The organism is Streptococcus orisasini (assembly GCF_001431045.1).
Lineage (GTDB): Bacteria > Bacillota > Bacilli > Lactobacillales > Streptococcaceae > Streptococcus > Streptococcus orisasini.
In genome coordinates, this window is record NZ_BCLE01000048.1 from 1 (window position 1) to 26178 (window position 26178).

Below are 26178 nucleotides of genomic sequence, written 5' to 3' on the forward strand. Positions count from 1 at the left end.
AAAAATTAGCTTTCCTAAAAGTTTGTTCTTGACAGTATTCTAAAAATGATATATTATTCTAGAAGTTTATATCTTATAGGAAGTATAGAATATTGGCAAGCAAAACGATAGAAAAAACTAAGAAAACAAGCAAAAAACGAACAGCACCTAAGAAAAATTTAGTCATCGTTGAGTCTCCTGCTAAGGCAAAGACGATTGAAAAGTATCTTGGACGTTCATATAAGGTTGTTGCTTCAGTAGGTCATATTCGTGATTTGAAAAAGTCAAGCATGTCTATTGATTTTGACAACAATTACGAGCCTCAATATATCAATATTCGCGGCAAAGGTCCTCTAATTAATTCTTTGAAAAAAGAAGCTAAAAATGCCAAACAAGTTTTTTTAGCTAGTGACCCGGACCGTGAAGGAGAAGCGATTTCTTGGCATTTAGCACATATTTTAGAATTAGATCCTAAAGGAAAGAACCGTGTTGTTTTCAATGAAATCACCAAAGATGCTGTAAAAAATGCTTTTGTTGAACCGCGTCAGATTGACATGAATCTTGTTGATGCTCAGCAAGCGCGCCGCGTCTTAGATAGAATTGTTGGTTATTCGATTTCGCCTATCTTATGGAAAAAAGTTAAAAAAGGACTTTCAGCAGGCCGTGTTCAATCTGTTGCTTTAAAGCTTATTATTGACCGTGAAAATGAAATTAAGGCTTTTAAACCAGAAGAATATTGGACTATTGATGGCTTCTTCAAAAAAGGGAGCAAGAAATTTCAAGCTAGTTTTTACGGGCTTGATGGTAAAAAAGTTAAACTAAAAAATAATACAGATGTCAAAGAAGTATTGGCACGTATTAAGAGCGATGATTTTCTTGTCAATAAAGTAGAAAAGAAGGAGCGTAAGCGCAATGCACCGCTCCCTTATACCACTTCATCCTTGCAGCAAGATGCTGCCAATAAGATTAACTTTAGAACTCGTAAAACAATGATGGTGGCTCAGCAGCTTTATGAAGGAATCAAGCTGGGTTCTAGCGGCCAGCAAGGTTTGATTACTTATATGCGTACAGATTCGACCAGAATCAGCCCTGTAGCTCAAAATGATGCTGCAAACTTTATTTTAGAGCGTTTTGGAGATAAGTATGCCAAACACGGCAATCGTGTGAGAAATGCTTCTGGAGCGCAAGATGCCCACGAGGCTATCAGACCTTCTAATGTCAATCAGACACCTGAATCTATTGCTAAATATTTAGATAAGGATCAGCTGAAGCTTTATACACTGATTTGGAATCGATTTGTTGCCAGTCAAATGACAGCAGCTGTCTTTGATACAATGAAGGTTAACTTAGAGCAAAACGGTGTTCGTTTTACAGCTAACGGTAGTCAAATAAAATTTGATGGTTATCTGGCTGTCTACAATGATTCTGATAAAAATAAAATGCTCCCTGATATGGCAGAAGGGGACTCTGTTAAAAAAGTTTCTACCAATCCTGAGCAACATTTCACTCAGCCGCCTGCCCGTTATTCTGAAGCAACGCTTATCAAGACTTTGGAGGAAAACGGTGTTGGCCGTCCATCAACTTATGCACCAACTCTTGAGACGATTCAAAAGCGTTATTATGTACGGTTAGCGGCTAAACGCTTTGAACCTACAGAACTTGGTGAGATTGTAAATTCCTTAATTGTGGAATTTTTCCCTGATATTGTTGATGTGAAGTTTACCGCTGAAATGGAAGGTAAATTAGACGAAGTTGAAGTTGGCAAGGAAGAATGGCAAAAAGTTATTGATCAATTCTACAAACCTTTTGAAAAAGAGGTAAGTAAAGCAGAAGATCAGATGGAAAAAATTCAAATCAAGGATGAACCTGCTGGTTTTGATTGTGATGTTTGCGGTCATCCTATGGTTATTAAATTGGGGCGCTACGGCAAATTCTATGCTTGCAGCAATTTCCCAGATTGCCACAATACTAAGGCTATTACAAAAGAAATTGGAGTTATCTGTCCACTTTGTAAAAAGGGTCAAGTGATTGAACGAAAAACTAAGCGTAATCGTATTTTCTATGGTTGTGACCGCTATCCTGATTGTGATTTTACATCATGGGATAAACCAATCGGACGGGATTGCCCTAAATCGGGAGATTTCTTGGTTGAGAAAAAAGTTCGTGGCGGTGGAAAACAGGTTATCTGCAGCAGTGAGAATTGTGACTATAAAGAAAAAGTTGTCAAATAGGATATATAAAAAGCGGAAGTTTGCATAAGAATAATTATGTAAACTTTTTTTGTTTAAAGAAATTTTCTTGATTTGAGAATCTCGCAAATTAAGGTATAATGGATGAGTATCAGCAAAAATTAGAAAATCCGTTCACATAACAATAGTTGAATTTGCTGGTTCATCTCTCTTTGATTATTAATTTCATATAAAGCATTAATCAAAGATATTATTAATTTATTATCTTATATAGAAAGATTTGTGGGAGAAGTAGATAAATGTCTCAGTCTTATATCAATGTCATCGGAGCTGGTTTGGCCGGTTCTGAGGCAGCTTATCAGATTGCCAAACGTGGTATTCCTGTTAAACTTTACGAAATGCGCGGTGTTAAGTCGACACCGCAGCATAAGACAAGTAATTTTGCAGAATTGGTCTGTTCAAATTCATTCCGTGGTGACAGTTTAACCAATGCAGTTGGCCTTCTTAAAGAAGAAATGCGCCGCTTGGATTCGCTAATTATGAAAGCTGGTGAAGCTTATCGTGTGCCTGCTGGCGGCGCTATGGCAGTTGACCGTGAGGGCTACGCTGAGGCAGTAACAGCTGAAATTGAAAATCATTCCTTGATTGAAGTCATCCGTGATGAAGCTACTAAAATTCCTGAAAATGCTATTACAGTCATTGCAACTGGCCCCTTGACTTCGGACACCTTAGCAGCTAAAATCCATGAATTAAATGGTGGTGATGGTTTTTATTTCTACGACGCGGCTGCACCGATTGTTGACAAAGCTTCTATTGATATGAGTAAGGTTTACCTTAAATCACGCTATGACAAAGGTCAAGCTGCTTATCTTAATTGTCCTATGACCAAGGAAGAATTCATGGCTTTTTATGAAGCGTTGATAAATGCCGAAGAAGCTCCGCTTAATTCATTTGAAAAAGAAAAATATTTTGAAGGCTGCATGCCAATCGAAGTCATGGCTAAACGCGGCATCAAAACCATGCTCTATGGGCCTATGAAGCCAGTTGGTTTGGAATACCCCGAAGACTATAAAGGACCGCGAGATGGCGATTATAAGACGCCTTATGCCGTTGTACAGCTGCGGCAGGATAATGCTGCAGGAAGTCTCTATAATATTGTTGGTTTTCAGACGCATCTTAAATGGGGAGAGCAAAAGCGTGTCTTCCAAATGATTCCAGGTCTTGAAAAGGCAGAATTTGTCCGCTATGGAGTTATGCATCGTAATTCTTACATGGATTCGCCGAATCTTCTTAGGCCGACTTTTGCGACTCGAAAGAATCCTAATCTTTTCTTTGCTGGTCAGATGACAGGAGTAGAGGGTTATGTAGAATCAGCTGCTTCAGGACTTGTCGCTGGCATCAATGCTGTCCGTCGTTTCAAGGGTAAGGAACCTGTGATTTTTCCTCAGACAACAGCTATCGGTGCCCTGCCGCATTACATCACTCATACTGAAAGCAAACATTTCCAACCAATGAATATCAACTTCGGTATTATCCAAGAGCTTGAGGGATCGCGTATCCGCGACAAAAAAGAACGTTATGAAAAAATTGCGCAGCGTTCACTGCAGGTTTTAACTGATTTTATCGATGTTTAAGGTGAGGTACTTGTGAATTTTTAAAAGGAATAGTAATCATTTTTTAGCTAAATTAAAGATGCATTACCATACATTGATAGCAATCTGATTCTAAATTTGGGAGTCAGATTGTTTTTTTTGTGTATTTTTTTCGGACTTTATTTTCACTTATAAAATGATTTTTTCAAGCTGTTTTCAGTCCTTATTATATTTGCGAAAAAACGCTTTGGATAAAGCTTAATTACTGATTTTTGTCAAATATTTTGTCTGATTTTTTCTTAATCTGAGAAAACTTTTCAAAAATTTGAAAAACGTTTACATTTTTTAAGATTATTTAATAATAATTGCTTTTTAATTAGAAAAATGTTACACTAATACAGTTTTGTGAACAAAACATTTTAAATTTTGGAGGTTCCTATGGACAAGAAAGTGCGTTATAAACTACGCAAAGTTAAAAAAAGATGGGTAACAGTTTCTGTAGCATCTGCTATGATGACTTTAACTACACTTTCAGGTGGTTTGGCCAAAGCGGATTCTACTGAGGCTAAGGTTCCATTTTCTAATGATTCCAATGCTAGTGTTGTTACTACTGCAGAGGTATCTGTTGTAACAGCAAATGATAACGTTACGACTCAACAAGAAGTTGCGAGTTCGACTGAAGAAACAACAGCAGCTAGCAGTCTTGTAACTCCGGCTGAACACCAAACTAAGGCGACAAACGCAACAACACAGGCAACAACAGCTCAAACAGCAGCACAACAAAATCGAACAGCTGCAGCACAAACAAGCGCTGTTGAAACAACAACGACAACTGCCAGCAGCCAAGCTCAAACAGTAGATAATTCTGCTGATATTGCAGTTCTTGAAGGCTTGACTAATGTCAAGAAAGTTAATGGTAAATATTACTATTATAATGCTGATGGCTCTGTTCGAAAGAACTATACTCTAGTTGTCAATGGAAGAACCTTGTATTTCGATGAAACTGGTGCATACACAGATACATCAAGTGTCAACGTTAATACAGATTCTTCAAAAACTGACAAAAATTCTTTTGCTAAGTACAATCAGGTGTACAGTACTGCAGCTGAAAACTTTGAACAAATTGATAATTATTTGACTGCTGAATCTTGGTACCGTCCTAAATATATATTAAAAGATGGAAAGACTTGGACTGAATCAACTAAAGACGATTTCCGTCCGCTTCTGATGAGCTGGTGGCCAAATAAGGAAGTGCAACGTCAGTATGTTAATTATATGAACAGCCAGCTTGGGCTTGATAAAACCTACAGTACATCAGCTAGCCAAGCCGAATTGAACTTAGCAGCACAAATGGTGCAGGCTAAAATTGAAGAAAAAATTTCTGTCACACAAAATACAAACTGGTTGCGTAAAACAATTTCTGCTTTTGTTAAGACACAGTCAGCTTGGAACAGCGACAGTGAAAAACCATATGATGACCATTTGCAAAATGGTGCTTTGCTTTATGCCAATGACAGCAAGTTAACACCTCATGCTAATTCAGCTTATCGTATTCTTAACCGCACACCAACTAACCAAACTGGTAAACATGACCCACGTTATCAAGATGATAAATCAATTGGTGGATACGAACTCTTGCTTGCTAACGACGTTGATAATTCAAACCCAGTTGTTCAAGCAGAACAATTGAACTGGCTGCATTTCTTATTGAACTTCGGTACGATCTATGCTAATGATCCTGACGCCAACTTTGACTCAATCCGTGTTGATGCGGTTGATAACGTTGATGCTGACCTTTTACAAATTGCTGGGGATTACCTTAGAAAAGTAAAAGGAATTGATAAAAATGATAAGACAGCTAACGATCATCTTTCTATTTTAGAAGCTTGGTCTGATAACGATACTCCATATCTTCATGATGATGGCGACAACATGATTAATATGGATAATAAATTCCGTTTATCAATGCTGTGGTCTTTGACCAAACCTTTGAATCAACGTTCAGGACTTGAACCATTGGTAACAAACAGCTTGGTTAACCGTTCAGAAGACAGTGCTGAAACAGCAACAATTCCTTCTTATTCATTCATTCGTGCACACGATAGTGAAGTTCAGGATTTGATTCGCGACATCATCAAAGCAGAAATCAATCCAAATTCCTTCGGTTATTCTTTCACAATGGATGAAATCGAAAAAGCCTTCAAAATCTACAATGCAGATTTGAAAGCGACAAATAAGAAATACACGCATTATAATACTGCGCTTGCCTACGCTTTGATGCTGACTAATAAATCAAGTGTTCCTCGTATCTATTATGGAGACATGTTCACTGATGATGGTCAATACATGGCTAACAAGACGATTAATTACGATGCTATCGAAAGTCTCTTGAAAGCACGTATTAAATATGTTGCCGGTGGTCAAAGCATGAAAGTTAACTACCTTGCCAATACAGATCGTACAGAATGGAATCAAACTGTTTTGACTTCTGTTCGTTATGGTAAGGGAGCAATGAAAGCCACTGATCTCGGTGATGCGACAACTCGTCTTTCTGGTGTTGCGGTCATTGAGGCCAACAATCCAAACTTAAAACTTAACCAAGGTGAGCGTCTTGTAATCAACATGGGTGCTGCTCACAAAAACCAAGCTTATCGTCCATTAATCTTAACTACAAAAGATGGTGTAGCAACTTATAATTCAGATGCTGCGGCCACTGCATTTGTCCGTTACACAAATGCTAATGGAGAATTAATTTTCACTGCAAGTGAAATCAAAGGATATGCTAATCCGCAAGTTTCTGGATATCTGTCAGTCTGGGTACCTGTAGGAGCAGCAGCTAATCAGGATGTTCGTACAGCTGCAAGTGAAGTAAAAGCTGCAGATGGCAAAGCTATCCACCAAAATGCAGCTCTTGATTCTCGTGTTATGTTTGAAGGATTCTCAAACTTCCAAGCATTTGCAACGACAAAAGAAGAATATACCAATGTTGTCATCGCCAAAAATGTTGATAAATTTGTGGAGTGGGGTATTACTGACTTTGAAATGGCTCCTCAATATGTATCATCAGATGACGGTACTTTCCTTGACTCTGTTATCCAAAATGGTTATGCCTTCATTGATCGTTACGATTTAGGTATTTCAAAAGCTAATAAATACGGAACTGCTGATGATCTTGTGAAAGCTATTAAAGCACTTCATAGCAAGGGAATCAAAGTTATGGCTGACTGGGTTCCAGACCAAATGTACACTTTCCCTGAAAAAGAAGTTGTTACAGTAACACGTGTTGATAAATACGGTAAACCTATTACTGGATCTCAAATTAAAAACAGTCTTTATGTTGTTGATACTAAGAGCTCAGGAAAAGACCAACAAGCTAAATACGGTGGTGAATTCTTAGCAGAATTACAAGCTAAGTACCCAGAACTCTTTACAAGAAAACAAATTTCAACTGGTCTTCCTATAGATCCATCTGTTAAGATTAAACAATGGTCTGCTAAGTATTTCAACGGAACCAATATTCTTGGACGTGGTGCTGGCTATGTCTTGAAAGATCAAGCAACCAACTCTTACTTTAACCTTTCTAAGGATAATTTCTTCCTGCCAAAACAATTGCTGAACCAAGCAAGCCAAAGCGGTTTTGTTTATGATGGTAAAGGATATGCTTATTATTCAACCAGCGGCAATCAGGCTAAAGCTACCTTCATCAGCGAAGGTGATAAATGGTATTACTTTGATGCTAATGGTTATATGGTAACTGGCATTCAAGTTATTGATGGTAATAATTATTACTTCCTGCCAAACGGTGTGCAATTGAGAAATGCTATCTATGACAATGGAAATAATGTTTTGTCTTACTACGGTAACGATGGCAAACGTTATGAAAATGGCTACCATCTCTTTGGTCAGCAATGGCGCCACTTTAAAGACGGTGTTATGGCAGTTGGCTTGACGACCGTTGATGGTTTTGTTCAATACTTTGACGCTTCTGGCTTCCAAGTTAAAGGTGATTTTGTAAAAGATAAGAACGGTCAATTAAGATACTTTGATAAAAATTCTGGTAACCAAATTACTAACCGTTTCGTTAGAAATTCACAAAATCAATGGTTCTATTTTGGTAATGATGGCGTAGCAGTAATCGGTGCTAAAACAATTAACGGTCAACGTTTGTACTTCAAATCTAATGGTGTACAAGCTAAAGGTGAATTTATCACTGACCGCTATGGACGTTTGAGTTATTACGATGCTAATTCAGGCGAACAAATCCGCAACCGTTTTGTCCGCAACACTCGTGGTCAATGGTTCTACTTTGACCGTAACGGTACAGCAGTAACTGGCGCTAAAACAATTAACGGTCAACGCCTGTACTTCAAATCTAATGGTGTGCAAGCTAAAGGTGAATTTATCACTGATCGCTATGGTCGCTTGAGCTACTATGATATTAATTCAGGTGAACAAGTTCGCAGCCGTTTTGTCCGCAATTCTCAAGGTCAATGGTTCTACTTTGACCGTAACGGTACAGCAGTAACTGGTGCTAAAACCATTAACGGCCAACGCCTGTACTTCAAATCTAACGGTGTGCAAGCTAAAGGTGAATTTATCACTGACCGCTATGGACGTTTGAGCTATTACGATGCTAATTCAGGCGAACAAGTTCGAAACCGTTATGTGAGAACTTCTGATGGCAAACTTTATTATTTCGATAATAACGGTTATGCGGTAACTGGTTGGAATAATATTCATGGTCGCAGACTTTATTTCGATGGCAACTATCAATATCGCCATGGAGGTCATTCACGGCATAGAGATAGTTTCCGTCACCAATATCGACTTAACCGCGGTTACAATCCCTTTGGCAATCTCTACGATTTCTTCCGTCCTTTCTTTTAAGAAATGAGCAGAAGTGCTAAGAGCTTGTTTTATCAGGTAATTCTGGTTAAACTTACAATTCTGTAAGAATAAGACATCCAAGTGTAAGTCTTGGGTGTCTTTTTTGATATAGAATGAAAGTACCTAAAGGAAGTGACCTTCCAAATGAATTAAGGTATAATGAGAAAAGGAGATCGTATGTTTTTAGAAATTAATCATTTAGAGAAAATCTTTCGCACGCGCTTTTCCAAAGAAGAAACACGCGCCTTGCAGGATGTTGATTTTAAAGTTGATAACGGTGAATTTATTGCCATTATGGGAGAATCGGGTTCAGGTAAGACGACCTTGCTGAATATCTTAGCGACCTTGGAAAAACCGACAAACGGAACGGTTATCTTAAACGGCAAGGACATCACTAAAATCAAGGAAGGTGAATTAGCCGGTTTTCGTCTGAAAAATTTAGGCTTTGTTTTCCAAGAGTTTAATCTGCTAGATACATTATCTGTCAAGGATAATATATTTTTGCCGCTTGTTCTGGATCGTAAGAGCTACAAGGAAATGGAGCAGCGCCTGCAGCGTATTGCTGCTAAGCTGAGAATTCAGGATTTATTAGAAAAACGCCCCTTTGAGCTTTCTGGCGGGCAAAAGCAACGTGTTGCTATCGCCCGAAGTCTAATTACAAATCCTCAAATTCTTTTGGCAGATGAGCCCACAGCAGCTCTTGATTACCGTAATTCGGAGGACTTGCTGAATTTATTTGAAGCCATTAATGCTGACAATCAAACTATTCTTATGGTTACTCACTCCGCTAACGCAGCCAGCCATGCTAAACGCGTTCTTTTTATCAAGGATGGTCGTATCTTCCATCAAATTTATAAGGGCAATAAAGACAATCAGGAATTCAGCAAGGATATCTCACTGACCATGTCAGCTCTTCTAGGAGGTGAGTAGAATGTTCTATTTAAAACTTGCTATTAATAATATAAAGCAGTCTTTTAAACATTTCGCTCCTTTTTTTCTAGTCAGTGTAACAACTTTTATCTTCAGCACTATTACAATACTCCTTATAGCCAGTCCGTCAGCCAAGTTTATGGGCTCAGGAGTCTATGCATTAGGTTTAGCTACCATCGTTCTTGATATTTTGGCGACTATTCTTTGTCTTTATAGCTATAATTTTCTGCTTAAACAGCGCAATAAGGAGTTTGGTCTATACAATATTTTAGGAATGAACAAAAAGCACATCATCTGGGTATCCACACTGGAGCTGATAGTTGCTTATTTAGTGACAATTATCCTAGGTTCTCTTTTAAGTGCTGTTTTCTCTAATTTTTTCTATTTGATTTTTGTCAATATCATTCGTTATAAAGAATTGCATTTCAAATTAACGCTAGTGGCATTTATTATTAATACTATTCTTTTCGCTGCTATTTTCTTAATTTTAGAGCTGGTTAATATTATCAGAATCAGTCGAACATCAGCTCTTAACCTCTTTAGCAATCAAAGCCAAGGGGAACGTGAGCCAAAAGGAAATTTCATTTTAGCTTTTGTTGGAATCTTAGCGATTGGCTATGGCTATTATTTATCTGTCACCTCTGGCAGCGTCAATTCTATATCCGGTACTACACGCTTTTTCCAAGCCATTCTGGCAGTTATTTTAGGAACTTATCTCTTTTATATCAGTTTCATTACCTGGTATTTGAAACACCGTCGTAAAAATAAATCATATTTTTATAAACCTGAGCATTTTGTAACAACTTCACAGATGATTTTCCGCATGAAGCAGAATGCTGTTGGCTTAGCTAATATCACCTTGCTAGCTATTATGGCTTTTGTCACTATCTTTTCGACAGTAGCCCTCTATACGAGCAATGAAAATCTAGTCAAAATGACCTATCCCAAAAATTCTCAAATTGAATTGCAGAGGATTAGTAATCGTCAACAGGCTGAAGAAATTTTGCAAAAATATGCTCTAGAACCACTGAAAAAAGCGGGCTATGATAGTAAGGCAAAGTTTTCAACTTATCTTGATTCAAACTATTCTGTAATTTTTACACAAAAGAAAAACTTAGTCCTTAATAAGTCCATTGTATCTGATAGATTTCTCTTTAAAAACAGGAACGCTGGTACAATGGAAATCTTGACGCAAGATGATTTTCGCGCCCTAGGCAATAAAGTTCCTCAATTATCAAGAGGAGAAGTAGCTTTTTATAGTTATGACCAAAATATTACTATTAAGCCTTTTAAAACCTTAACTTGGTTTGGTCAAACCTACAAGAATGTCTATCGTATCAAGTCGATCAAAAATATGGTAATTGCTAATTCAGCAGTACCTGCAGGTATTTTAATTGTGCCAGATGATGCTACTATGGAAGCTATGCGTAAACCTTATGATGATGCATCAAAATATGATCGAACTTATACATTTCTAGCTTTTGCTAATTTAACCAAGAAAGAAAAACAGGTTTTAAATAAAATCAGCCAGGCTAATGATGGAATCCTCTATAGCGATAATAATGGTAGGCTTGCCCGTTACACAACTGCTGCTAGCTATCGCATGGAAGGATTGAAAATGACTGGCGGTTTCCTCTTTACAGGTTTTCTGTTAGGAATTGCTTTCTTGCTTGGAGCTGCCTTAATCATTTATTATAAACAGTTGTCAGAAGGAACCCAAGACAAGCAGTCTTATAGGATCTTACAAGAAGTTGGTATGAGCTTGCAGCAAGTCAAAAAAACCATTAATTCACAAATTATCCTCGTTTTCTTCATGCCTTTACTAATGGCGATTATCCATTTTGCCTTTGCTTTGCCAATTTTGAAAAAGTTACTCTTGATTTTGGGAGTTCAGGGTGATAAATTCATCTACACAGTTAGTGGTTTGACTGTAGTTGGAATCTTGATTATTTACTTTATTATCTACAAACTGACAAGCAGAACTTATTACAAATTAATCGAAAGATAAGACAAGTGGCGATTTTTCGCCGCTTTTTTGGTAGAATAAAATTATGAAAAAGCAAGAGAAGATTTATATTGTTGAAGACGATACTACCATTGTCGATTTGCTGAAGAGCCATTTAGGTCAGCAGTACTATGTCAAAAGTGTTGATAATTTTAGAGCTATTTTGCAGGAAATCACCGAGTTTAAACCCGATTTAGTGCTGATGGATATCACCCTGCCCTATTTTAATGGTTTTTACTGGACAACTGAAATCAGAAAGAATCTGCTGACTATGCCTATTATTTTCATATCCAGCGCTGATGATGAAATGAATGCCGTAATGGCCATGAACATGGGCGGTGACGATTTTTTGAACAAGCCTTTTTCGTTGCCCATATTAGATGCCAAAATCGCTGCATTTTTGCGCCGGGCTAATGAATTCACTAAGCAGAGCCATCAAATTGGGAACTTCGAGCTGACTTTGGACGGAGTTTTTTCCAATACAGAAACAAATCAAAAAATTCAGCTAACACCAACAGAAACCAAGATTCTCTCCTTGCTGATTGATTACAAAGGAGAAGTAGTCACCAAAGAAGCGCTTCTCAATAAGCTGTGGGAAGGTGAAGAATTCATCGATCAAAACACGCTCAGTGTCAATATGACCAGACTACGCAAAAAGGTGCTGGCCTTGGATTTTGATAAAATTCATACAGTCAGAGGAGTGGGGTACCTAATCAAATGATCAGAGCTTATTTAAAAGAATACAGTCGCTGGTATATGATGTATGTGCTGCTTAGCTTGATTTTTTTGCTGACCTTTTATCTCTATCATCTGCCGCTCTCTTACTTTATCAGCAGCCTTATTTTTAATGGGACTATTTTAATTATCATCAGTCTGTATTGGTACTGGAAATTTTATCAAAAAATAAGGACTCTGCAGCATTTTATCAATGTCAGAGAGCTGAAAAATTTGGATTTTTTACAGGCTCCCAGTGATTTGGCTTATAAAGCGGCGCTCGAAAAGCTCTTGGAAAGACAGGCTGAAGATAGACTTAATTATAAGACACGGGAAGAGAACCTACAGCAGCTCATAAAAATGTGGTCGCATCAGATGAAAGTGCCCATTTCTGCTATTTCTTTGATGGCACAAACCAACCAGCTGAAACAAGGCGATGTTCAAAGTCAGCTTTTAAGGCTGGAAAATGATTTGGCTCGGCTCTTAAACTACATCAAATTTAGTCAGAATCAGAGTGATTTCCGTTTTGAAAAATGCCAGGTTCGTGAGATACTGGTTGATTTGGCCAAGAAAAATCAGGTTTTCTTTTTACAGAAGGATATTTCTTTGACAATTGAGGGTGAGTGGGAGATTAATTCTGATAAAAAATGGCTGAGTTTTGCCTTTTCACAGATTCTGGACAATGCGATAAAGTACAGTAAAAAGGGCGGTCATATCACCATTCTTATTCAAGAAAACCAAGTGCTTATTGAAGATACAGGAATGGGAATTCTAAAGGAAGATATTCCTAGACTTTTTGAAGAAGGTTTTACGGGTTACAATGGACATGAACATCAAAAAGCTACAGGATTGGGACTTTACATGGCCAAAAAAGTCTTAGACAGCCTTGAATTAGCGATTAAGATTGACAGTCAGATAGATGAAGGGACTCAGGTCTATATCACGAGAAAGTGAAGCTTACTCAAACGTTTTGAATGCTAAAAAGCTTTTTTAAACGTCCGGTGGTCAAAAATAGAGCAGAATTTTAGGAAACCTGTCGTAATTAAAAAAGAAACCAAAAGGTTGATATTCTTTGCTAAGAATTGGCCTTTGGGTCTCTTTTTTGTTTATTTTAACTAATAGTGAATGACATTGCTCTCTTTTTGGATTTTGTGAATGAGCGGCTGAGCTTGGGGGCTCAAAAAATAATTTAGACTGCTTGGAGGAAGCAGCTCTTTTAAGATATCCATATTCCCTTCTTTGAGAGCCTGTCGGACAGTTGAAGCGCTGATTGGACCCTTTGAGTACCCTTTACGAGGGATGACCAGACAATCAATGTCTTGTTTGGGCAATTCTTCTAGCATAATTTTATTGTAAATACCGGTTACCAGACTTGTTGGTTCTTCACCGACATAACGCTTTTGAATGCCTAGATGATGGGCAATGCGCGTAAAAATATTTAAATCAATACGAGCCTGACTTTCAATAACTGCAGCCTGATCTTTTTGGAAGTAGCTTGGAAACGTTGATTTACTGATGATATATGGTCCGGTTTCATGGTAGCAAATATTAGACAGATGAGCTGTTCCTTCTAAAATCAGTTGTTTTCGAACAGAAAAAGGAATCAGGCTGCTGTCTTCACTGACCATAAAAAGATGCAAAATTTCATTTTCAGCCGCTGCTTTTTCAACCAGATACTGATGGCCTAAGGTAAAGGGATTGGCATTGATAACTAAAGCAGCAGTAGAAGCAGACTTTTGTTTTGGAAACTGAAGATTTTTAAGATAATTATCAAAACCATTTTTCTTATTTTCCATAAAGACAATTTGGTTAGCAACTTTGCTAATCTCATAAAAACCTAAATCGCTAAAAAATTTTGCTGTACACGGTTTGGTATAAAGAAAAATGTGAGTATTGCCGCGTTCAAATTGAACATTGATGAGATGGGTAACAATTTCATTGAGCAGACCTTCGCCTTGGTGGCGACTGCTGACACTCAAACAGCGAAGGGTATTGCCGAAACAGCTGCCTGTTGCAATAATGTTAAGCTTGTCATCAAACATGGCACAGGTATAATCCAAATTGGTATCTCGTTGAATGCCTTCTTCTTCCAGCAGAGAATCAATCTTTTGCAGACTGTTTTTATCAGCAGGATAAATTGTTGAAATTGGATAGGTTGACATAGCTTGGCTCCTTCATGATAGAATAAGGGAAAGGGGGAGTTAAAAAATTGATAAAGCGCTGATATTTCTTATATTTTAGCATTAATAGGACTATTTTTAAATATAAAGGAGCATCTTAAACACTTTTAAAACAAGAAAAGGACTTTCTTAATAGCCTAAAATGTGCCATAATAAAAGGAGGAGCTGTTTTTTCAATTTTAGATGGCAGCGAAAGTTAGAAGGAAAAAATATGATTTTACAAATCGGGTTTACGCTTTTAATCGGCCTTTTGGGCGGTTTAACAGCAAAAAAGCTGCAGGTGCCAGCCCCTTTTATGATTGGCAGTATGGTCGCTGTAGCTGTTTTTTCGATTATTACCGGAGAAATGAAAATGGAAGGCTCGCTGAAAATTTTTGCTCAAATTGTCAGCGGTGCTTACATTGGACAGCAAGTTTCAAAAAAGGACTTTCTTAACCTTCCGAAACTAGCAGCCTCCATTGCCAGCCTCATGTTGCTCTTCACTGTAAACATGATAGTGATAGGTTTTGTATTTATCGCTTTTTTTAAGATGGATGCTGTAACCGCTTTTTTGTCCTGCCTGCCTGGAGGGATTGTTGATGTATCTCTTATGAGTATTGACATGGGGGCACAATCGGACATTGTTGCGACCCTGCAGTCTGCCCGGCTGGTAGGAATTTTGATTATCCTGCCTATGTGGGTAGCCTTTATCACTAAACACTTTGCACCCGAAGACAGTAAACAGGAAGCAGCGCTTTCTTCAGGTTCAATAGAACCTCATGCTTTTAAAGACAAGAAAAGCAGAGAAAAAAGGCGCTCGCTAAAAAAAGAATGGACCAACAATGCTTTGATTTTAGTAGTTGCCAGCATTGGCGGTTTGATTGGACTATGGCTGGGTATTCCAGTTGGTGCTTTAATTTTTTCGCTTATTTTTTCCAGTATTTTGAAAATCATAAAAAACACAGAGCAGTTAACGAAGGCTATTCGTTATGTCGCACAGGTCTTTGCTGGTTCCTTAATCGGAATTAATTTCACGCAAAAAAGCCTGATGGAACTGGTTCATCTAATCATACCGATTATTTTGCTGCTGACCAGTTATTTGATTATCAATGCTTTCTTTGGTTTTATTATGTACAAGAGAGGTATTTTAGATTTGCAGTCTGCTCTTTTTGCCTCCTCCCCAGCAGGTGCAACAGATATTTCTCTGCTTGCTGGAGAATTAGGTGGCGATATGCCTAAAATTGCAGGAATTCAAATCAGCCGTACCCTGTATACTGTTATTATTATGCCTATGTTAGTAAGGCTTATTGTTCATTTGCTGTAAGAATTCAAATAAAAGATAATAGAAAATTAAGAACATGCTGAGGTTTTCGCCCCAGCATGTTTGTTATGATTTACAAAAGATAAAGACGGTCTGGCCGTAGAGCTATGATACTCAAAGAAGATTCTCTAAAAAAGCGAAGTAGAAGGTTAGTGAAAGTAAATCGGCAGAGCCCCCAGGACTCAAGTGCTGCTCAATCAGTTTTTGGTTGTAAATAGACATCTGACTGAGAAGTTCCTCAGAAGGAGTATTTTCTAAGAGAGCCTTAGATTCCTGTTTGACCGCCTTCCAAGCTGTAATTCCACCGCGATGAATCAGATTGCCATCTTCCACAAAAGTCATCAGATAAAGCAGCAACTGCAGCTGGATAGTATGACTATCTTTTCCTTTTGCCAGTTCCTGTCTTAAAAACGGCAGGGCTTTTTGAGTAAGCGAAGCATAGCCGCTAGTGGCTTCTCCACGAGGACCTTTAATGCCATGTTGAAGAAAAAGCCGTTCGCCGTGTGTCAGATTAGTTTTCTTTTCCAAATGGCTTAAATCATTTTCTACCAGTCCTTGAGCCATTTGCCCAGCTAGCTGACAAACAGATAAACTGTCCTTAGAACTGAAAAACGTTTTTTCTCGCAGCAGATGAGGCTGTTTGGCCAAATAAGCACCCGTAGCACCGAGCAGTAGGGCAAATGAAAAGTTAATCCCTTTGTGGGTGTTAATATTATGAGTTGCTGCAAACATGGCAGATTCAGCCTGAATTCCTAGCTCTCTAAGCCGGTGAAAGAGCTTTTCTGGCTGTTCTTCATGATAAATCCATCCTATTTGAATGTAAGAGTGAAAATAAGGAGATAGAGCCATGATGCTGTCTGTAAAAGTATAGAAGTCCATGTCATCATGAGCTCCTGTATCATAGCGGTCTACCAGTCCGGGTTTGGGCGTTAAGGCCAGCTCATACAAGAGAGCCTTGACAGCTAAATCACTGAATGGAGCTAAACTTTTTTCAGTGCTGCTCATCTTGCTTGCTTTCCATTTGCTGCAAAATAAACTCTAAGGAGGAATTTAAATGTTCGTGTGTAATAAGGGTGATCTGCTCGACATCTTTGTTGCGCATACCACGGTAAATGATCCAGTGTTCGGCCAATGCACGTTTGCGCCGCTCCAAAGAAGCAATAGATATTTCCCGGAAATATCTCAGATAAGTTTGCAGCTCAGTGACAATTTCTCTCAGCCGCAGCATCTGGCTTTTGCGATAAATAAGATCATTAAATTGATTGAAATTATCTAAAATGATTTCGATGTCTCCATCTTCGATGAATCCTTCGCAATCAGTTAAAATCTTTTTCATGTCTGCAAAGTCCTCATCTGTCATCAAATACATGGCCTTGGTTGCTGCCAAAGTATCCAAAGCTTTGCGAATATCAAAAATTTCAATGGCGTCCTTTAAAGAAATCCCGCGGACAATAATGCCACGTTTGGGAATATGCTCAACTAATTTTTCTTCTTCCAAGGCTCCTAGTGCATAGCGAATCGGTGTCCTACTGATATTAAGAGCTGTTGCCAGCTCTTTTTCATTAATGCGAGAACCAGCAGGGATTTCACTAAGAATAATAGTTTTTCGTAAAGCTTCATAAAAAGCAATTTTCAAAGGAACATTCTGCGATAAATCTAAATTATTTTTCACAGCATTTACAACTGAATTCATGAATTCTCCCTATATTTAAAATGATAATTTCATTATACCTAAAATATTATAAAAATGCTTAGCTTTTTATAATATTTATAAAAAGGACTTGGGCCGCACTGCTCCAAGTCCTTGATTAAAAAGAGTATAAGCGCTGCAAGAAGTCTATAGCTGACTCTTGTTGTTTATTGTGGAATGAAAAATGGCAAACGTCCGACAAGCAGAATGGTTACGATAAAGATAATAAAGACAACAAGTGCGTATTTAGCAGATTCTCTTTGCCATTCGCCCATGTCCAAACCTGTCAAACGAAGCAGTAAGTAAATGAAAGCAACCAGCGGACTCAATAAGTGGAAGGCTTGTCCCATCAAGGAAGCTAAGGCCATAGCCATATTGTCAAATCCGTATTTAGCACCAGCTTCCGCCAAGACGGGCATGATTCCGTAGTAGAATCCGTCGTTTGAAAGGAAGAAGGTACCTGGTGCAGAAATAAGAGCAATAACCAAGCCCCAGAAGCCAGCCAATTGCTTTGGAATAAGAGTTGTGAAGCTTTGTGCCAGAGCACCAGCCATACCAGAACCTTGGAAGAGTCCCATGAAAATACCTGCAGCAAAGACCAAGATAACAACTTGTACAGCGTCACCGCCGTTTTCACCGATACGTTTTGACTGATCTTTCAAGTTAGGATAGTTGACCATCAAAGCAATACAGGTTCCAGCTGCAAAAAGGAAGAGTGATGGCATTTCAATAGCTGGGATAAATGATCCTGCAACCAGCCAAGCAATTAAGACAATTGTCAAAATACCATTAAACCAGAAATTTTGAGGACGACGAATTTTAAGGGTTTCAGGATCGTCAACAGTAATTAATTCGGATATTTCTTCGTTTGATAATTCGGTGACACCTAAACGTTTGCGTTCTTTTTTACCCATGCTTCTAGCTACAAAGAAGATGACGTAAAGCAGTGATAAAACCATACCAGGTGCTAGATAACCTAAAATTTCAGAACCAACATTTAAAACAGACATGGCACGAGCAGTAGGGCCGCCCCAAGGGAGTAGGTTCATGATAGTATTTTGCAGGATAATCAAAACACCTAGATTCATGATTCTCATGTTAAGTTTTTTGTAGATTGGAAGAAAGGCTGAGCAACAAATAAGAGTAGTTGTTGTTCCATCACCATTAAGGGAAACAGCAGCCGCAACAACAGCAGTGGCCATCAAAACTTTCATTGGATCGCCTTTGGCAAAGCGAATCATTTTTTCCGTAATAGGGTCAAAGAGACCTGCATCCAGCATTAATGAGAAGTACAAGATGGCAAACAGGAGCATAATTCCTGTGTTAGCAGTATTACTAATCCCATATAAAATCATAGGACCAATAGCTGTCAGATTATGTGGTATCTTATCGTCTCCCAAGAATTCTACAAAACTTTTGTCAGCTGTAAAGTTTGCAGAACCTGTCAGGATAACGATAATAGCAGCTACCAAAGGAACTATGATCAATGCCGTGAAAGGCGACATTTTTTTCTTCATGACAACATACATGAAGACGATAATCATAGCATAAGCTAAAATCGTTAATAACATAAGTTATCTCTCCTTTTTAATAATCCCTCTTATCTAAACTCAATACAAAAAACAGAATTTAAATAAGAAAAACATGATTTTTTTTACAAAACTAGTATAAATGAAAGCGCTTGAAAAGGGAATAGTCTTTCTTAAGAAAAACACAAAAAAAACATTATGAAAGGGCTTTGAAAAAGAACACAAAAAAGCCATGAAAAATCTGAAAATCCATTATATAATAGGCTTAGAAGCAATGGATGGGCGAATTGTATTTGCCTGCTCAAGATAAAAAAGAAAGGAGAAATAAATGGGTCTTTTTTCGCAATTGTTCCATAAATCACAGAAGCCTGCTGAAAATGTTGATGATAATAAGAATGAAAATGAACTAAATTCTTTTCAGGCCGAATGGGAACCTGTCCCTGCTTTTATTCCAGCTGATAAATCTGATTATCAACTAGTCAGTGTCATCGCAACAGCTATTGCGGCAGGTGATTATCCCGACAGTCAATTTGCTGTTAAAAAAATTTTGCAGCGCAATCCTGAAGCCTTAAAACTTTCAGTGATTGCAGCCAGTATTGCAGCTGGAGAGTCCTCGGATTGCCAGTTAGCTGTTAAAAATATTTATCAAAAGAAATAATAAGGAGGCATTTATTAATGTTACGTAAATTTAAAATCTCAGTTGATGGCAAGGAGTACTTGGTTGAAATGGAAGAAATCGGTGCTGCACCGGCACCAGCAGCTCCTACAGCGCCTGTAGCTCCTGCACCTGTTCAGGAAGCGCCAAAAGAAGCACCGGCAGAACCTACACCAGCTCCCGCTGCGCCAGCAGCATCAGCACCTGCAGGCAATGATGCTAATGATGCTATGGCTGCTCCAATGCCTGGAACAATTTTAAAAATTCTTGTTAATGTAGGAGATACGGTTGCTGAAAATCAACCTTTGATGATTTTGGAAGCCATGAAGATGGAAAACGAAATTGTAGCTGGCTCAGCTGGTACCGTTTCAGCTATTCATGTGACACCAGGGCAAGTTGTTAATGCTGGCGATGGTTTAATCACAATTGCTTAGTATATTTAGAAGGAAGTGAGTTTGTGGAAACTTTAATTTCAGGAATTACATCCATTACACTTCCCCAGATTATTATGATGCTCATTGGAGCCGTTCTAATGTATTTGGGGATCAAAAAAGAATACGAGCCAACGCTTCTAGTGCCTATGGGCCTTGGAACACTCTTGGTAAATTTCCCTGGTACGGGGGTTCTGACTCAGGTTGTCAATGGCGTCAAACAAGAAGGGGTCTTTGATATTCTCTTTAAATTTGGGATCAATACAGAACTTTTCCCTTTGCTGATTTTCATCGGAATTGGAGCTATGATTGATTTTGGTCCTCTGCTTCAAAATCCTTTCATGCTGCTCTTTGGAGCGGCAGCGCAGTTTGGGATTTTCTTCGTTGTTGTCGTAGCTGTTATGGCTGGATTTGATATCAAAGAAGCGGCTTCAATCGGTATTATCGGTGCAGCGGACGGCCCAACCTCCATTTTCGTTGCCAATCAGCTGGCGCCTAAATTGTTAGGTCCGATAACCGTTGCAGCCTACTCATACATGGCTTTGGTACCTATTATTCAACCTTTCGCTATCAAATTGGTTACGACTAAAAAAGAACGTCGCATTCGTATGACTTACAAGGCTGAAAATGTTTCTAAACTGACAAAGATCTTGTTCCCGATTGTCATCACAATTGTTGCTGGCTTTATCGCACCAATTTCCCTGCCTTTGGTTGGCTTCTTGATGTTTGGTAATCTCCTGCGTGAATGCGGAGTCTTGGACAGACTGTCACAAACAGCGCAAAATGAACTGGTTAATATCGTCAGTATCTTGCTGGGCTTGACTATTTCAGTGAAGATGCAGGCTGATTTGTTCCTTAATGTACAAACCCTGCTAATTATCTTGTTTGGTTTGGTGGCATTTATCATGGATTCTGTCGGCGGTGTTGTTTTTGCTAAAATTTTAAATATTTTCCGTAGGAAAAAGATTAATCCTATGATCGGTGCAGCCGGTATCTCAGCTTTCCCAATGTCCAGCCGTGTTATTCAAAAGATGGCAACAGACGAAGACCCTCAAAACTTCGTTTTGATGTATGCAGTCGGCGCCAATGTTTCTGGACAAATCGCTTCTGTTATTGCAGGCGGCTTGCTGCTGTCATTCTTTAGCTAACAGCCCTAGTGAAAGGAGAGGTAATCGTATGAATATGGAACATTTGCTTCAAGCCTTTGAATTAATGGGCTTGGGGATGGCTGGTATCTTTATTGTTTTAGGCATTTTGTACATTGCTGCCGAGGGTCTTATTAAGATTTTCCCAGTCGATAAAAAATAATTAACGTGCAATCTAATATTATTGCGACACCCGTGAGATTTATCTCACCAGCGCCGCATATCAAATATATGAGGTGAAAATTATGGATATTAAACAAACAGCTGTTGCCGGTTCGCTGGAGTCAAGTGATATCATGGTAACAGTAAACCCTAGCGATGCTGAAGGCATTACTATCCAATTGGAAAGCAGTGTTGAAAAGCAATTTGGCCAACAAATTCGCAAAGTTATTGAAGAAACGCTCAAGCATTTAGATGTGAAAGCAGCAGCAGTTGAAGCAGTTGATAAAGGAGCTTTGGACTGTACTATCCAAGCTCGGACAGTCGCTGCCGTCCACCGCGCAGCTCAAGTAGAAGCTTACAACTGGAAGGAGATTGACTCATGGAACGTTTAAGAAGAACAATGATGTTTGTCCCTGGTGCTAATGCGGCTATGCTGAGAGATGCTCCTTTATATGGAGCTGACTCTATCATGTTTGATTTAGAGGATTCTGTTTCTCTTAAAGAAAAAGATACTTCCAGAGCTTTGGTTCATTTTGCACTTAAGACTTTTGATTACAGCAAGGTAGAAACTGTTGTCCGTGTTAATGGTTTGGATTCCTGTGGGGCTTTGGATATCGAAGCTGTTATCCTTGCCGGTGTTGATGTTATTCGTTTACCAAAAACTGAAACAGCTCAAGACATTGTCGATGTTGAAGCCGTTATTGAAAAGGTTGAACGCGATAATGGCATTGAAATCGGCCGTACAAAGATGATGGCTGCTATTGAATCAGCTCAGGGTGTTTTAAACGCACCAGCCATCGCAAAGGCTTCCGATCGTTTAATTGGTATTGCACTGGGTGCTGAAGACTATGTTACAAATATGAAAACCCGCCGCTATCCTGATGGACAAGAGCTGTTCTTTGCACGCAGTATGATTTTGCACGCAGCCCGTGCCGCCGGTATTGCAGCAATCGATACCGTTTATTCAGATGTTAATAATCCTGAAGGCTTCCAAAATGAAGTTCGTTTGATTAAACAGTTAGGATTTGATGGCAAATCAGTCATTAACCCTCGTCAAATTCCATTGGCAAACGAAATTTACACACCAACTGAAAAAGAAATTCAAAATGCCAAAGAAGTCGTTTGGGCTATTCGCGATGCTGAAGCCAAAGGTTCTGGAGTTGTTTCGCTCAAGGGTAAAATGGTTGATAAACCAATTGTTGAACGTGCAGAACGTGTCATTGCTTTAGCAAAAGCTGCTGGCTTACTTACTGAGGAGGATATTTGAGATGGTACAAAATAAATTAGGTCGTGATATCCCTCAAGAATATGCTGAGCATTACGGTGTATTCGAAGGAGAACTTGCACATATTAAGGATTATAAGGAATCAAGCCGACATGTTAAGCCGGTGAAACCTGCCGATGATAAGCTTTTATCTTCTATCCACGAAGCTATTGAAAAAACTGGACTTAAAGACGGAATGACCATTTCTTTCCACCATCATTTCCGTGAAGGAGATTATGTGATGAACATGGTTCTGGACGAAATTGCTAAAATGGGCATTAAAAATATTTCTATTGCCCCAAGTTCTATTGCCAATGTCCATGAACCTTTGATCGATCATATCAAAAATGGTGTAGTTACTAACATTACATCCAGCGGTCTGCGTGATAAGGTCGGCGCTGCTATTTCAGAAGGGATCATGGAAAATCCTGTTGTTATTCGCTCACACGGTGGCCGTGCCCGGGCTATTGCAGCAGATGATATCCATATTGATGTTGCCTTCTTAGGAGCTCCAAGTTCTGACGCTTACGGCAACGCTAACGGAACCAAAGGAAAAGCAACCTGTGGCTCACTGGGCTATGCCATGATTGATGCCAAATACGCAGACCAAGTGGTTATCATTACAGATACCTTGGTACCTTATCCTAATACGCCAATCAGCATTCCGCAGACAGATGTAGACTATGTTGTTGTGGTTGATGCCATCGGAGATCCTGAAGGTATTGCTAAAGGAGCAACGCGCTACACTAAAAATCCTAAAGAGCTTTTGATTGCCGAATACGCCGCCAAAGTGATTACAGGTTCTCCATATTATAAAGAAGGCTTCTCTTTCCAAACAGGTACCGGCGGAGCTTCATTGGCTGTTACACGTTTCATGCGCGAACAAATGCTCAAGGATGGCATTAAAGCTAATTTTGCCCTCGGTGGTATTACCAATGCCATGGTAGAATTGTTGGAAGAAGGATTAGTTAATAAAATCATGGATGTACAGGACTTTGACCATCCATCAGCTTTATCTTTGAACCGCAATGCTGAAAAACACTATGAAATTGACGCTAATATGTACGCTTCTCCGCTCAGCAAAGGCTCAGTTATCAATCAATTGGATACCTGTGTCTTGTCTGCTTTAGAAGTGGACACTGATTTCAATGTTAATGTTATGACCGGTTCAGACGGTGTTATCCGCGGAGCATCAGGCGGTCATTGCGACACAGCCTTTGCGGCTAAAATGAGTTTAGTCATTTCGCCATTAGTTCGTGGCCGCATCCCTACCTTTGTAGATAAGGTGAATACGGTTATCACACCAGGTACAAGTGTCGATGTGGTTGTTACAGAAGTAGGTATTGCTATCAATCCTAATCGCCCTGATTTGATCGAACATTTCAAGGATTTGAAAGTACCGCAATTAACCATTGAAGAGTTGAAAGAAAAAGCCTATGCCATCGTTGGCAATCCTGAACCTATTCAATACGGAGATAAGGTTGTTGCTTTGATTGAATACCGTGATGGCAGCTTAATTGATGTTGTGCGCAATGTCTAATAATACAGTTTTTAAAGGTCCGGAAGTGACACTTGAAGGTATGATGACAGCGCGGGAAGCCCGCAGCTTTAAGCAAAAACAATTACTTAAAAAATATGAGGGCAAGAGTCTGCTCTGTGCTACCATGAACATTCCTGGTCCTGTAAAAACCTCTCCGGACTTAAATCAAGCCTTTGAAGAAATTATCAAGACAGTCAAAAACCAAGTAGGCAAAAGTAATTTTGTATTTGAGAAATTGCTGCCGCTTGCTACAGGTTGGGAATACTATTTGGTAAGCTGCTTGCCTTTCAAAGAGTTAAAAAGAGAGATGATTGGTATAGAAACCAAAAACCCTGCCGGACGTCTGATGGACTTAGATGTTCTCAGTTTTAAGGATGGTTATATTCAGCCAATCAGCCGACAGGATTTAGGTTTTCCTGCAAGACAGTGTTATATCTGTCAAAATGATGCCAAAGTCTGTGGACGTTCTCGCAGACACAGCATCGAAGAAATGCAGCTAGCAATCATTGAGATTCTAAAACAAAATAAAAAAGAAAAGGGAGGATAGAAATGACAAAAATCCGTATTACGGAGACGGTTTTAAGAGATGGGCAGCAAAGTCAGATTGCTACACGTATGACTACTCAAGAAATGCTGCCTGTCCTTAAAACTTTAGATAAAGCCGGCTACCATGCTTTAGAAATGTGGGGCGGCGCTACTTTTGATTCCTGTCTTCGCTTTTTAAACGAAGACCCTTGGGAAAGACTTCGCACCATTCGCAAACATGTGAAAAATACAAAACTACAAATGCTGCTGCGCGGGCAAAATTTACTTGGTTACCGCAACTATGCCGATGATGTCGTTACTTCCTTCATTCAAAAATCAGTTGAAAATGGGATAGATATTGTACGTATTTTTGACGCTTTAAATGATCCACGTAATTTGCAGACCGCAGTCAGTGCGACCAAAGAAGCCGGTGGACATGCCCAAGTTGCCATTTCCTATACAACTAGTCCAGTTCATACAGTTGATTATTTTGTTAAGTTGTCCAAACAGTATGCTGAAATTGGAGCAGATTCTATTTGTATCAAGGATATGGCTGGTGTTCTAACGCCGCAAACAGGCTATGACCTTGTCAAACGTATCAAAGAAGCAGTTGATCTACCGTTAGAAGTGCATACGCATGCAACCAGTGGTATCTCTGAAATGACTTATCTTAAAGTTGCTGAAGCAGGGGCTGATATTATTGATACGGCTGTTTCTTCTTTTGCCGGCGGAACTAGTCAGCCAGCGACAGAGTCCTTAGTTATTGCCCTGGAAGAACTTGGTTTTGAAACAGGCATTGTTCTCAAAAAGGTTGAAGAAGCAGCAGCTCACTTTAACAAGGTGCGTGATCATTACCGCAAAGAAGGTATCTTAAATCCTAAGGTTAAAGATGTTGAGCCAAAAACTTTGATTTATCAAGTACCAGGTGGTATGCTGTCCAACTTGCTCAGCCAATTGACCGAACAAGGCTTAGCTGACCGTTACGAAGAAGTTTTAGCTGAAGTTCCTCGTGTTAGAGCGGATTTAGGCTATCCGCCACTGGTTACGCCTTTATCACAAATGGTTGGAACACAATCTTTGATGAATATTATTTCTGGTGAGCGCTATAAAGTAGTTCCTAATGAAATTAAGGATTATGTCCGCGGACTCTATGGGCGTCCTCCAGCAGCTATTGCTGACGATATTAAAGAGAAGATTATCGGAGATGAAGAAGTGATTACGGTACGCCCAGCGGATCTCATAGAGCCTCAGCTGCCAACTCTTCGTCAAGAAATTGCCCAATATGCTAGAAGTGAAGAAGACGTGCTTAGTTATGCATCCTTCCCGCAACAAGCTAAAGATTTCTTAGGACGGCGTGAAGATCCATTTTACGATGTTCCTGTGCAGAATGTTTCTGTTACCATCGATTTTGATTAAAAAATTAAAAATAAAGCTGAGTCAGGCAGGCTCAGCTTTATTTTG

At 39.1% G+C, this 26178-nt stretch carries 21 protein-coding genes; 17 read left to right on the forward strand and 4 right to left on the reverse strand.

Annotated features, from left to right (window positions below; translation table 11 throughout):
- Positions 1-92: 92 nt before the first annotated feature.
- The 7 genes from topA to SCSH_RS10165 all read left to right on the forward strand — a co-directional run bounded on the left by topA (position 93) and on the right by SCSH_RS10165 (position 13250).
- Positions 93-2210, forward strand: coding sequence for a type I DNA topoisomerase (gene topA / locus SCSH_RS10135; RefSeq protein ID WP_057491790.1), 2118 nt, complete (start codon positions 93-95; stop codon positions 2208-2210).
- Positions 2211-2467: 257 nt separating this feature from the next.
- Entirely contained in the window at positions 2468-3802 is a 1335-nt protein-coding gene (gene trmFO / locus SCSH_RS10140) for a methylenetetrahydrofolate--tRNA-(uracil(54)-C(5))-methyltransferase (FADH(2)-oxidizing) TrmFO (RefSeq protein ID WP_057491791.1), read from the forward strand.
- Positions 3803-4198: 396 nt separating this feature from the next.
- On the forward strand, positions 4199-8647 hold the full coding sequence (locus SCSH_RS10145; protein WP_057491792.1) for a glycoside hydrolase family 70 protein: 4449 nt from the start codon (positions 4199-4201) through the stop codon (positions 8645-8647).
- Between the two features lie 177 nt (positions 8648-8824).
- Entirely contained in the window at positions 8825-9577 is a 753-nt protein-coding gene (locus tag SCSH_RS10150) for an ABC transporter ATP-binding protein (protein WP_057491793.1), read from the forward strand.
- A 1-nt stretch (position 9578) separates the two neighbouring features.
- Complete coding sequence (locus SCSH_RS10155; RefSeq protein ID WP_057491794.1) at positions 9579-11585, forward strand: FtsX-like permease family protein; 2007 nt, start codon at positions 9579-9581, stop codon at positions 11583-11585.
- A 43-nt stretch (positions 11586-11628) separates the two neighbouring features.
- On the forward strand, positions 11629-12303 hold the full coding sequence (locus tag SCSH_RS10160) for a response regulator transcription factor (RefSeq protein ID WP_057491795.1): 675 nt from the start codon (positions 11629-11631) through the stop codon (positions 12301-12303).
- A complete protein-coding gene (locus SCSH_RS10165; RefSeq protein ID WP_057491796.1) occupies positions 12300-13250 on the forward strand; it encodes a sensor histidine kinase in 951 nt (316 codons plus the stop codon). Before SCSH_RS10160 ends, SCSH_RS10165 begins: the two co-directional genes overlap by 4 nt.
- A gap of 161 nt (positions 13251-13411) precedes the next feature.
- On the opposite strand, the gene citC is transcribed toward SCSH_RS10165, so the two are convergent.
- Positions 13412-14458, reverse strand: coding sequence for a [citrate (pro-3S)-lyase] ligase (gene citC, locus SCSH_RS10170; RefSeq protein ID WP_057491797.1), 1047 nt, complete (start codon positions 14456-14458; stop codon positions 13412-13414).
- A 229-nt stretch (positions 14459-14687) separates the two neighbouring features.
- Here citC and SCSH_RS10175 point away from each other — a divergent pair, with 229 nt between their 5' ends.
- Complete coding sequence (locus SCSH_RS10175; RefSeq protein ID WP_057491798.1) at positions 14688-15779, forward strand: AbrB family transcriptional regulator; 1092 nt, start codon at positions 14688-14690, stop codon at positions 15777-15779.
- A 111-nt stretch (positions 15780-15890) separates the two neighbouring features.
- Here SCSH_RS10175 and citG read toward each other — a convergent pair whose 3' ends face one another.
- The 3 genes from citG to SCSH_RS10190 all read right to left on the reverse strand — a co-directional run bounded on the left by citG (position 15891) and on the right by SCSH_RS10190 (position 19037).
- Positions 15891-16781, reverse strand: coding sequence for a triphosphoribosyl-dephospho-CoA synthase CitG (citG, locus tag SCSH_RS10180; protein ID WP_057491799.1), 891 nt, complete (start codon positions 16779-16781; stop codon positions 15891-15893).
- The gene (locus tag SCSH_RS10185) at positions 16768-17469 is read right to left on the reverse strand and encodes a GntR family transcriptional regulator (RefSeq protein WP_057491800.1); all 702 of its coding nucleotides are present in this window, start codon (positions 17467-17469) and stop codon (positions 16768-16770) included. Before SCSH_RS10185 ends, citG begins: the two co-directional genes overlap by 14 nt.
- Before the next feature lie 164 nt (positions 17470-17633).
- Complete coding sequence (locus SCSH_RS10190; protein ID WP_057491801.1) at positions 17634-19037, reverse strand: CitMHS family transporter; 1404 nt, start codon at positions 19035-19037, stop codon at positions 17634-17636.
- 286 nt (positions 19038-19323) lie between these two features.
- Here SCSH_RS10190 and SCSH_RS10195 point away from each other — a divergent pair, with 286 nt between their 5' ends.
- From SCSH_RS10195 to SCSH_RS10230, 9 genes are all read left to right on the forward strand, one after another.
- Complete coding sequence (locus SCSH_RS10195) at positions 19324-19653, forward strand: hypothetical protein (protein WP_057491802.1); 330 nt, start codon at positions 19324-19326, stop codon at positions 19651-19653.
- A 17-nt stretch (positions 19654-19670) separates the two neighbouring features.
- Positions 19671-20084 carry an acetyl-CoA carboxylase biotin carboxyl carrier protein subunit gene (locus SCSH_RS10200; RefSeq protein WP_057491803.1) on the forward strand — a complete coding sequence of 138 codons (414 nt, stop codon included), beginning with the start codon at positions 19671-19673 and terminating at the stop codon, positions 20082-20084.
- Between the two features lie 23 nt (positions 20085-20107).
- Positions 20108-21229 (forward strand): sodium ion-translocating decarboxylase subunit beta, encoded by a 1122-nt coding sequence (locus SCSH_RS10205; RefSeq protein ID WP_057491804.1) that lies wholly within the window; start codon positions 20108-20110, stop codon positions 21227-21229.
- Positions 21230-21257: 28 nt separating this feature from the next.
- Positions 21258-21389, forward strand: a complete 132-nt coding sequence (locus tag SCSH_RS11430; protein ID WP_274518964.1) for an OadG-related small transporter subunit — start codon at positions 21258-21260, stop codon at positions 21387-21389.
- An 82-nt stretch (positions 21390-21471) separates the two neighbouring features.
- Positions 21472-21780 (forward strand): citrate lyase acyl carrier protein, encoded by a 309-nt coding sequence (citD, locus tag SCSH_RS10210; protein WP_027976100.1) that lies wholly within the window; start codon positions 21472-21474, stop codon positions 21778-21780.
- Positions 21768-22655, forward strand: coding sequence for a citrate (pro-3S)-lyase subunit beta (gene citE / locus SCSH_RS10215; protein ID WP_057491805.1), 888 nt, complete (start codon positions 21768-21770; stop codon positions 22653-22655). The genes citD and citE overlap by 13 nt, the downstream gene beginning before the upstream one ends.
- A 1-nt stretch (position 22656) precedes the next feature.
- Positions 22657-24192, forward strand: a complete 1536-nt coding sequence (gene citF, locus SCSH_RS10220; protein WP_057491806.1) for a citrate lyase subunit alpha — start codon at positions 22657-22659, stop codon at positions 24190-24192.
- Positions 24185-24739, forward strand: coding sequence for a citrate lyase holo-[acyl-carrier protein] synthase (citX, locus tag SCSH_RS10225; protein WP_057491807.1), 555 nt, complete (start codon positions 24185-24187; stop codon positions 24737-24739). The genes citF and citX overlap by 8 nt, the downstream gene beginning before the upstream one ends.
- Before the next feature lie 2 nt (positions 24740-24741).
- Positions 24742-26133 carry an oxaloacetate decarboxylase subunit alpha gene (locus tag SCSH_RS10230; protein WP_057491808.1) on the forward strand — a complete coding sequence of 464 codons (1392 nt, stop codon included), beginning with the start codon at positions 24742-24744 and terminating at the stop codon, positions 26131-26133.
- Positions 26134-26178 lie beyond the last annotated feature (45 nt).

What these genes read in the sequence shown, in the direction of transcription:
- trmFO (WP_057491791.1), top strand. Translation starts at nt 2,468, where the DNA reads ATGTCTCAGTCTTATATCAATGTCATCGGAGCTGGTTTGGCCGGTTCT.
- SCSH_RS10145 (WP_057491792.1), top strand. Translation starts at nt 4,199, where the DNA reads ATGGACAAGAAAGTGCGTTATAAACTACGCAAAGTTAAAAAAAGATGG.
- SCSH_RS10150 (WP_057491793.1), top strand. Translation starts at nt 8,825, where the DNA reads ATGTTTTTAGAAATTAATCATTTAGAGAAAATCTTTCGCACGCGCTTT.
- SCSH_RS10155 (WP_057491794.1), top strand. Translation starts at nt 9,579, where the DNA reads ATGTTCTATTTAAAACTTGCTATTAATAATATAAAGCAGTCTTTTAAA.
- SCSH_RS10160 (WP_057491795.1), top strand. Translation starts at nt 11,629, where the DNA reads ATGAAAAAGCAAGAGAAGATTTATATTGTTGAAGACGATACTACCATT.
- SCSH_RS10165 (WP_057491796.1), top strand. Translation starts at nt 12,300, where the DNA reads ATGATCAGAGCTTATTTAAAAGAATACAGTCGCTGGTATATGATGTAT.
- citC (WP_057491797.1), bottom strand. Translation starts at nt 14,458, where the DNA reads ATGTCAACCTATCCAATTTCAACAATTTATCCTGCTGATAAAAACAGT.
- SCSH_RS10175 (WP_057491798.1), top strand. Translation starts at nt 14,688, where the DNA reads ATGATTTTACAAATCGGGTTTACGCTTTTAATCGGCCTTTTGGGCGGT.
- citG (WP_057491799.1), bottom strand. Translation starts at nt 16,781, where the DNA reads ATGAGCAGCACTGAAAAAAGTTTAGCTCCATTCAGTGATTTAGCTGTC.
- SCSH_RS10185 (WP_057491800.1), bottom strand. Translation starts at nt 17,469, where the DNA reads ATGAATTCAGTTGTAAATGCTGTGAAAAATAATTTAGATTTATCGCAG.
- SCSH_RS10190 (WP_057491801.1), bottom strand. Translation starts at nt 19,037, where the DNA reads ATGTTATTAACGATTTTAGCTTATGCTATGATTATCGTCTTCATGTAT.
- SCSH_RS10195 (WP_057491802.1), top strand. Translation starts at nt 19,324, where the DNA reads ATGGGTCTTTTTTCGCAATTGTTCCATAAATCACAGAAGCCTGCTGAA.
- SCSH_RS10200 (WP_057491803.1), top strand. Translation starts at nt 19,671, where the DNA reads ATGTTACGTAAATTTAAAATCTCAGTTGATGGCAAGGAGTACTTGGTT.
- SCSH_RS11430 (WP_274518964.1), top strand. Translation starts at nt 21,258, where the DNA reads ATGAATATGGAACATTTGCTTCAAGCCTTTGAATTAATGGGCTTGGGG.
- citD (WP_027976100.1), top strand. Translation starts at nt 21,472, where the DNA reads ATGGATATTAAACAAACAGCTGTTGCCGGTTCGCTGGAGTCAAGTGAT.
- citE (WP_057491805.1), top strand. Translation starts at nt 21,768, where the DNA reads ATGGAACGTTTAAGAAGAACAATGATGTTTGTCCCTGGTGCTAATGCG.
- citF (WP_057491806.1), top strand. Translation starts at nt 22,657, where the DNA reads ATGGTACAAAATAAATTAGGTCGTGATATCCCTCAAGAATATGCTGAG.
- citX (WP_057491807.1), top strand. Translation starts at nt 24,185, where the DNA reads ATGTCTAATAATACAGTTTTTAAAGGTCCGGAAGTGACACTTGAAGGT.
- SCSH_RS10230 (WP_057491808.1), top strand. Translation starts at nt 24,742, where the DNA reads ATGACAAAAATCCGTATTACGGAGACGGTTTTAAGAGATGGGCAGCAA.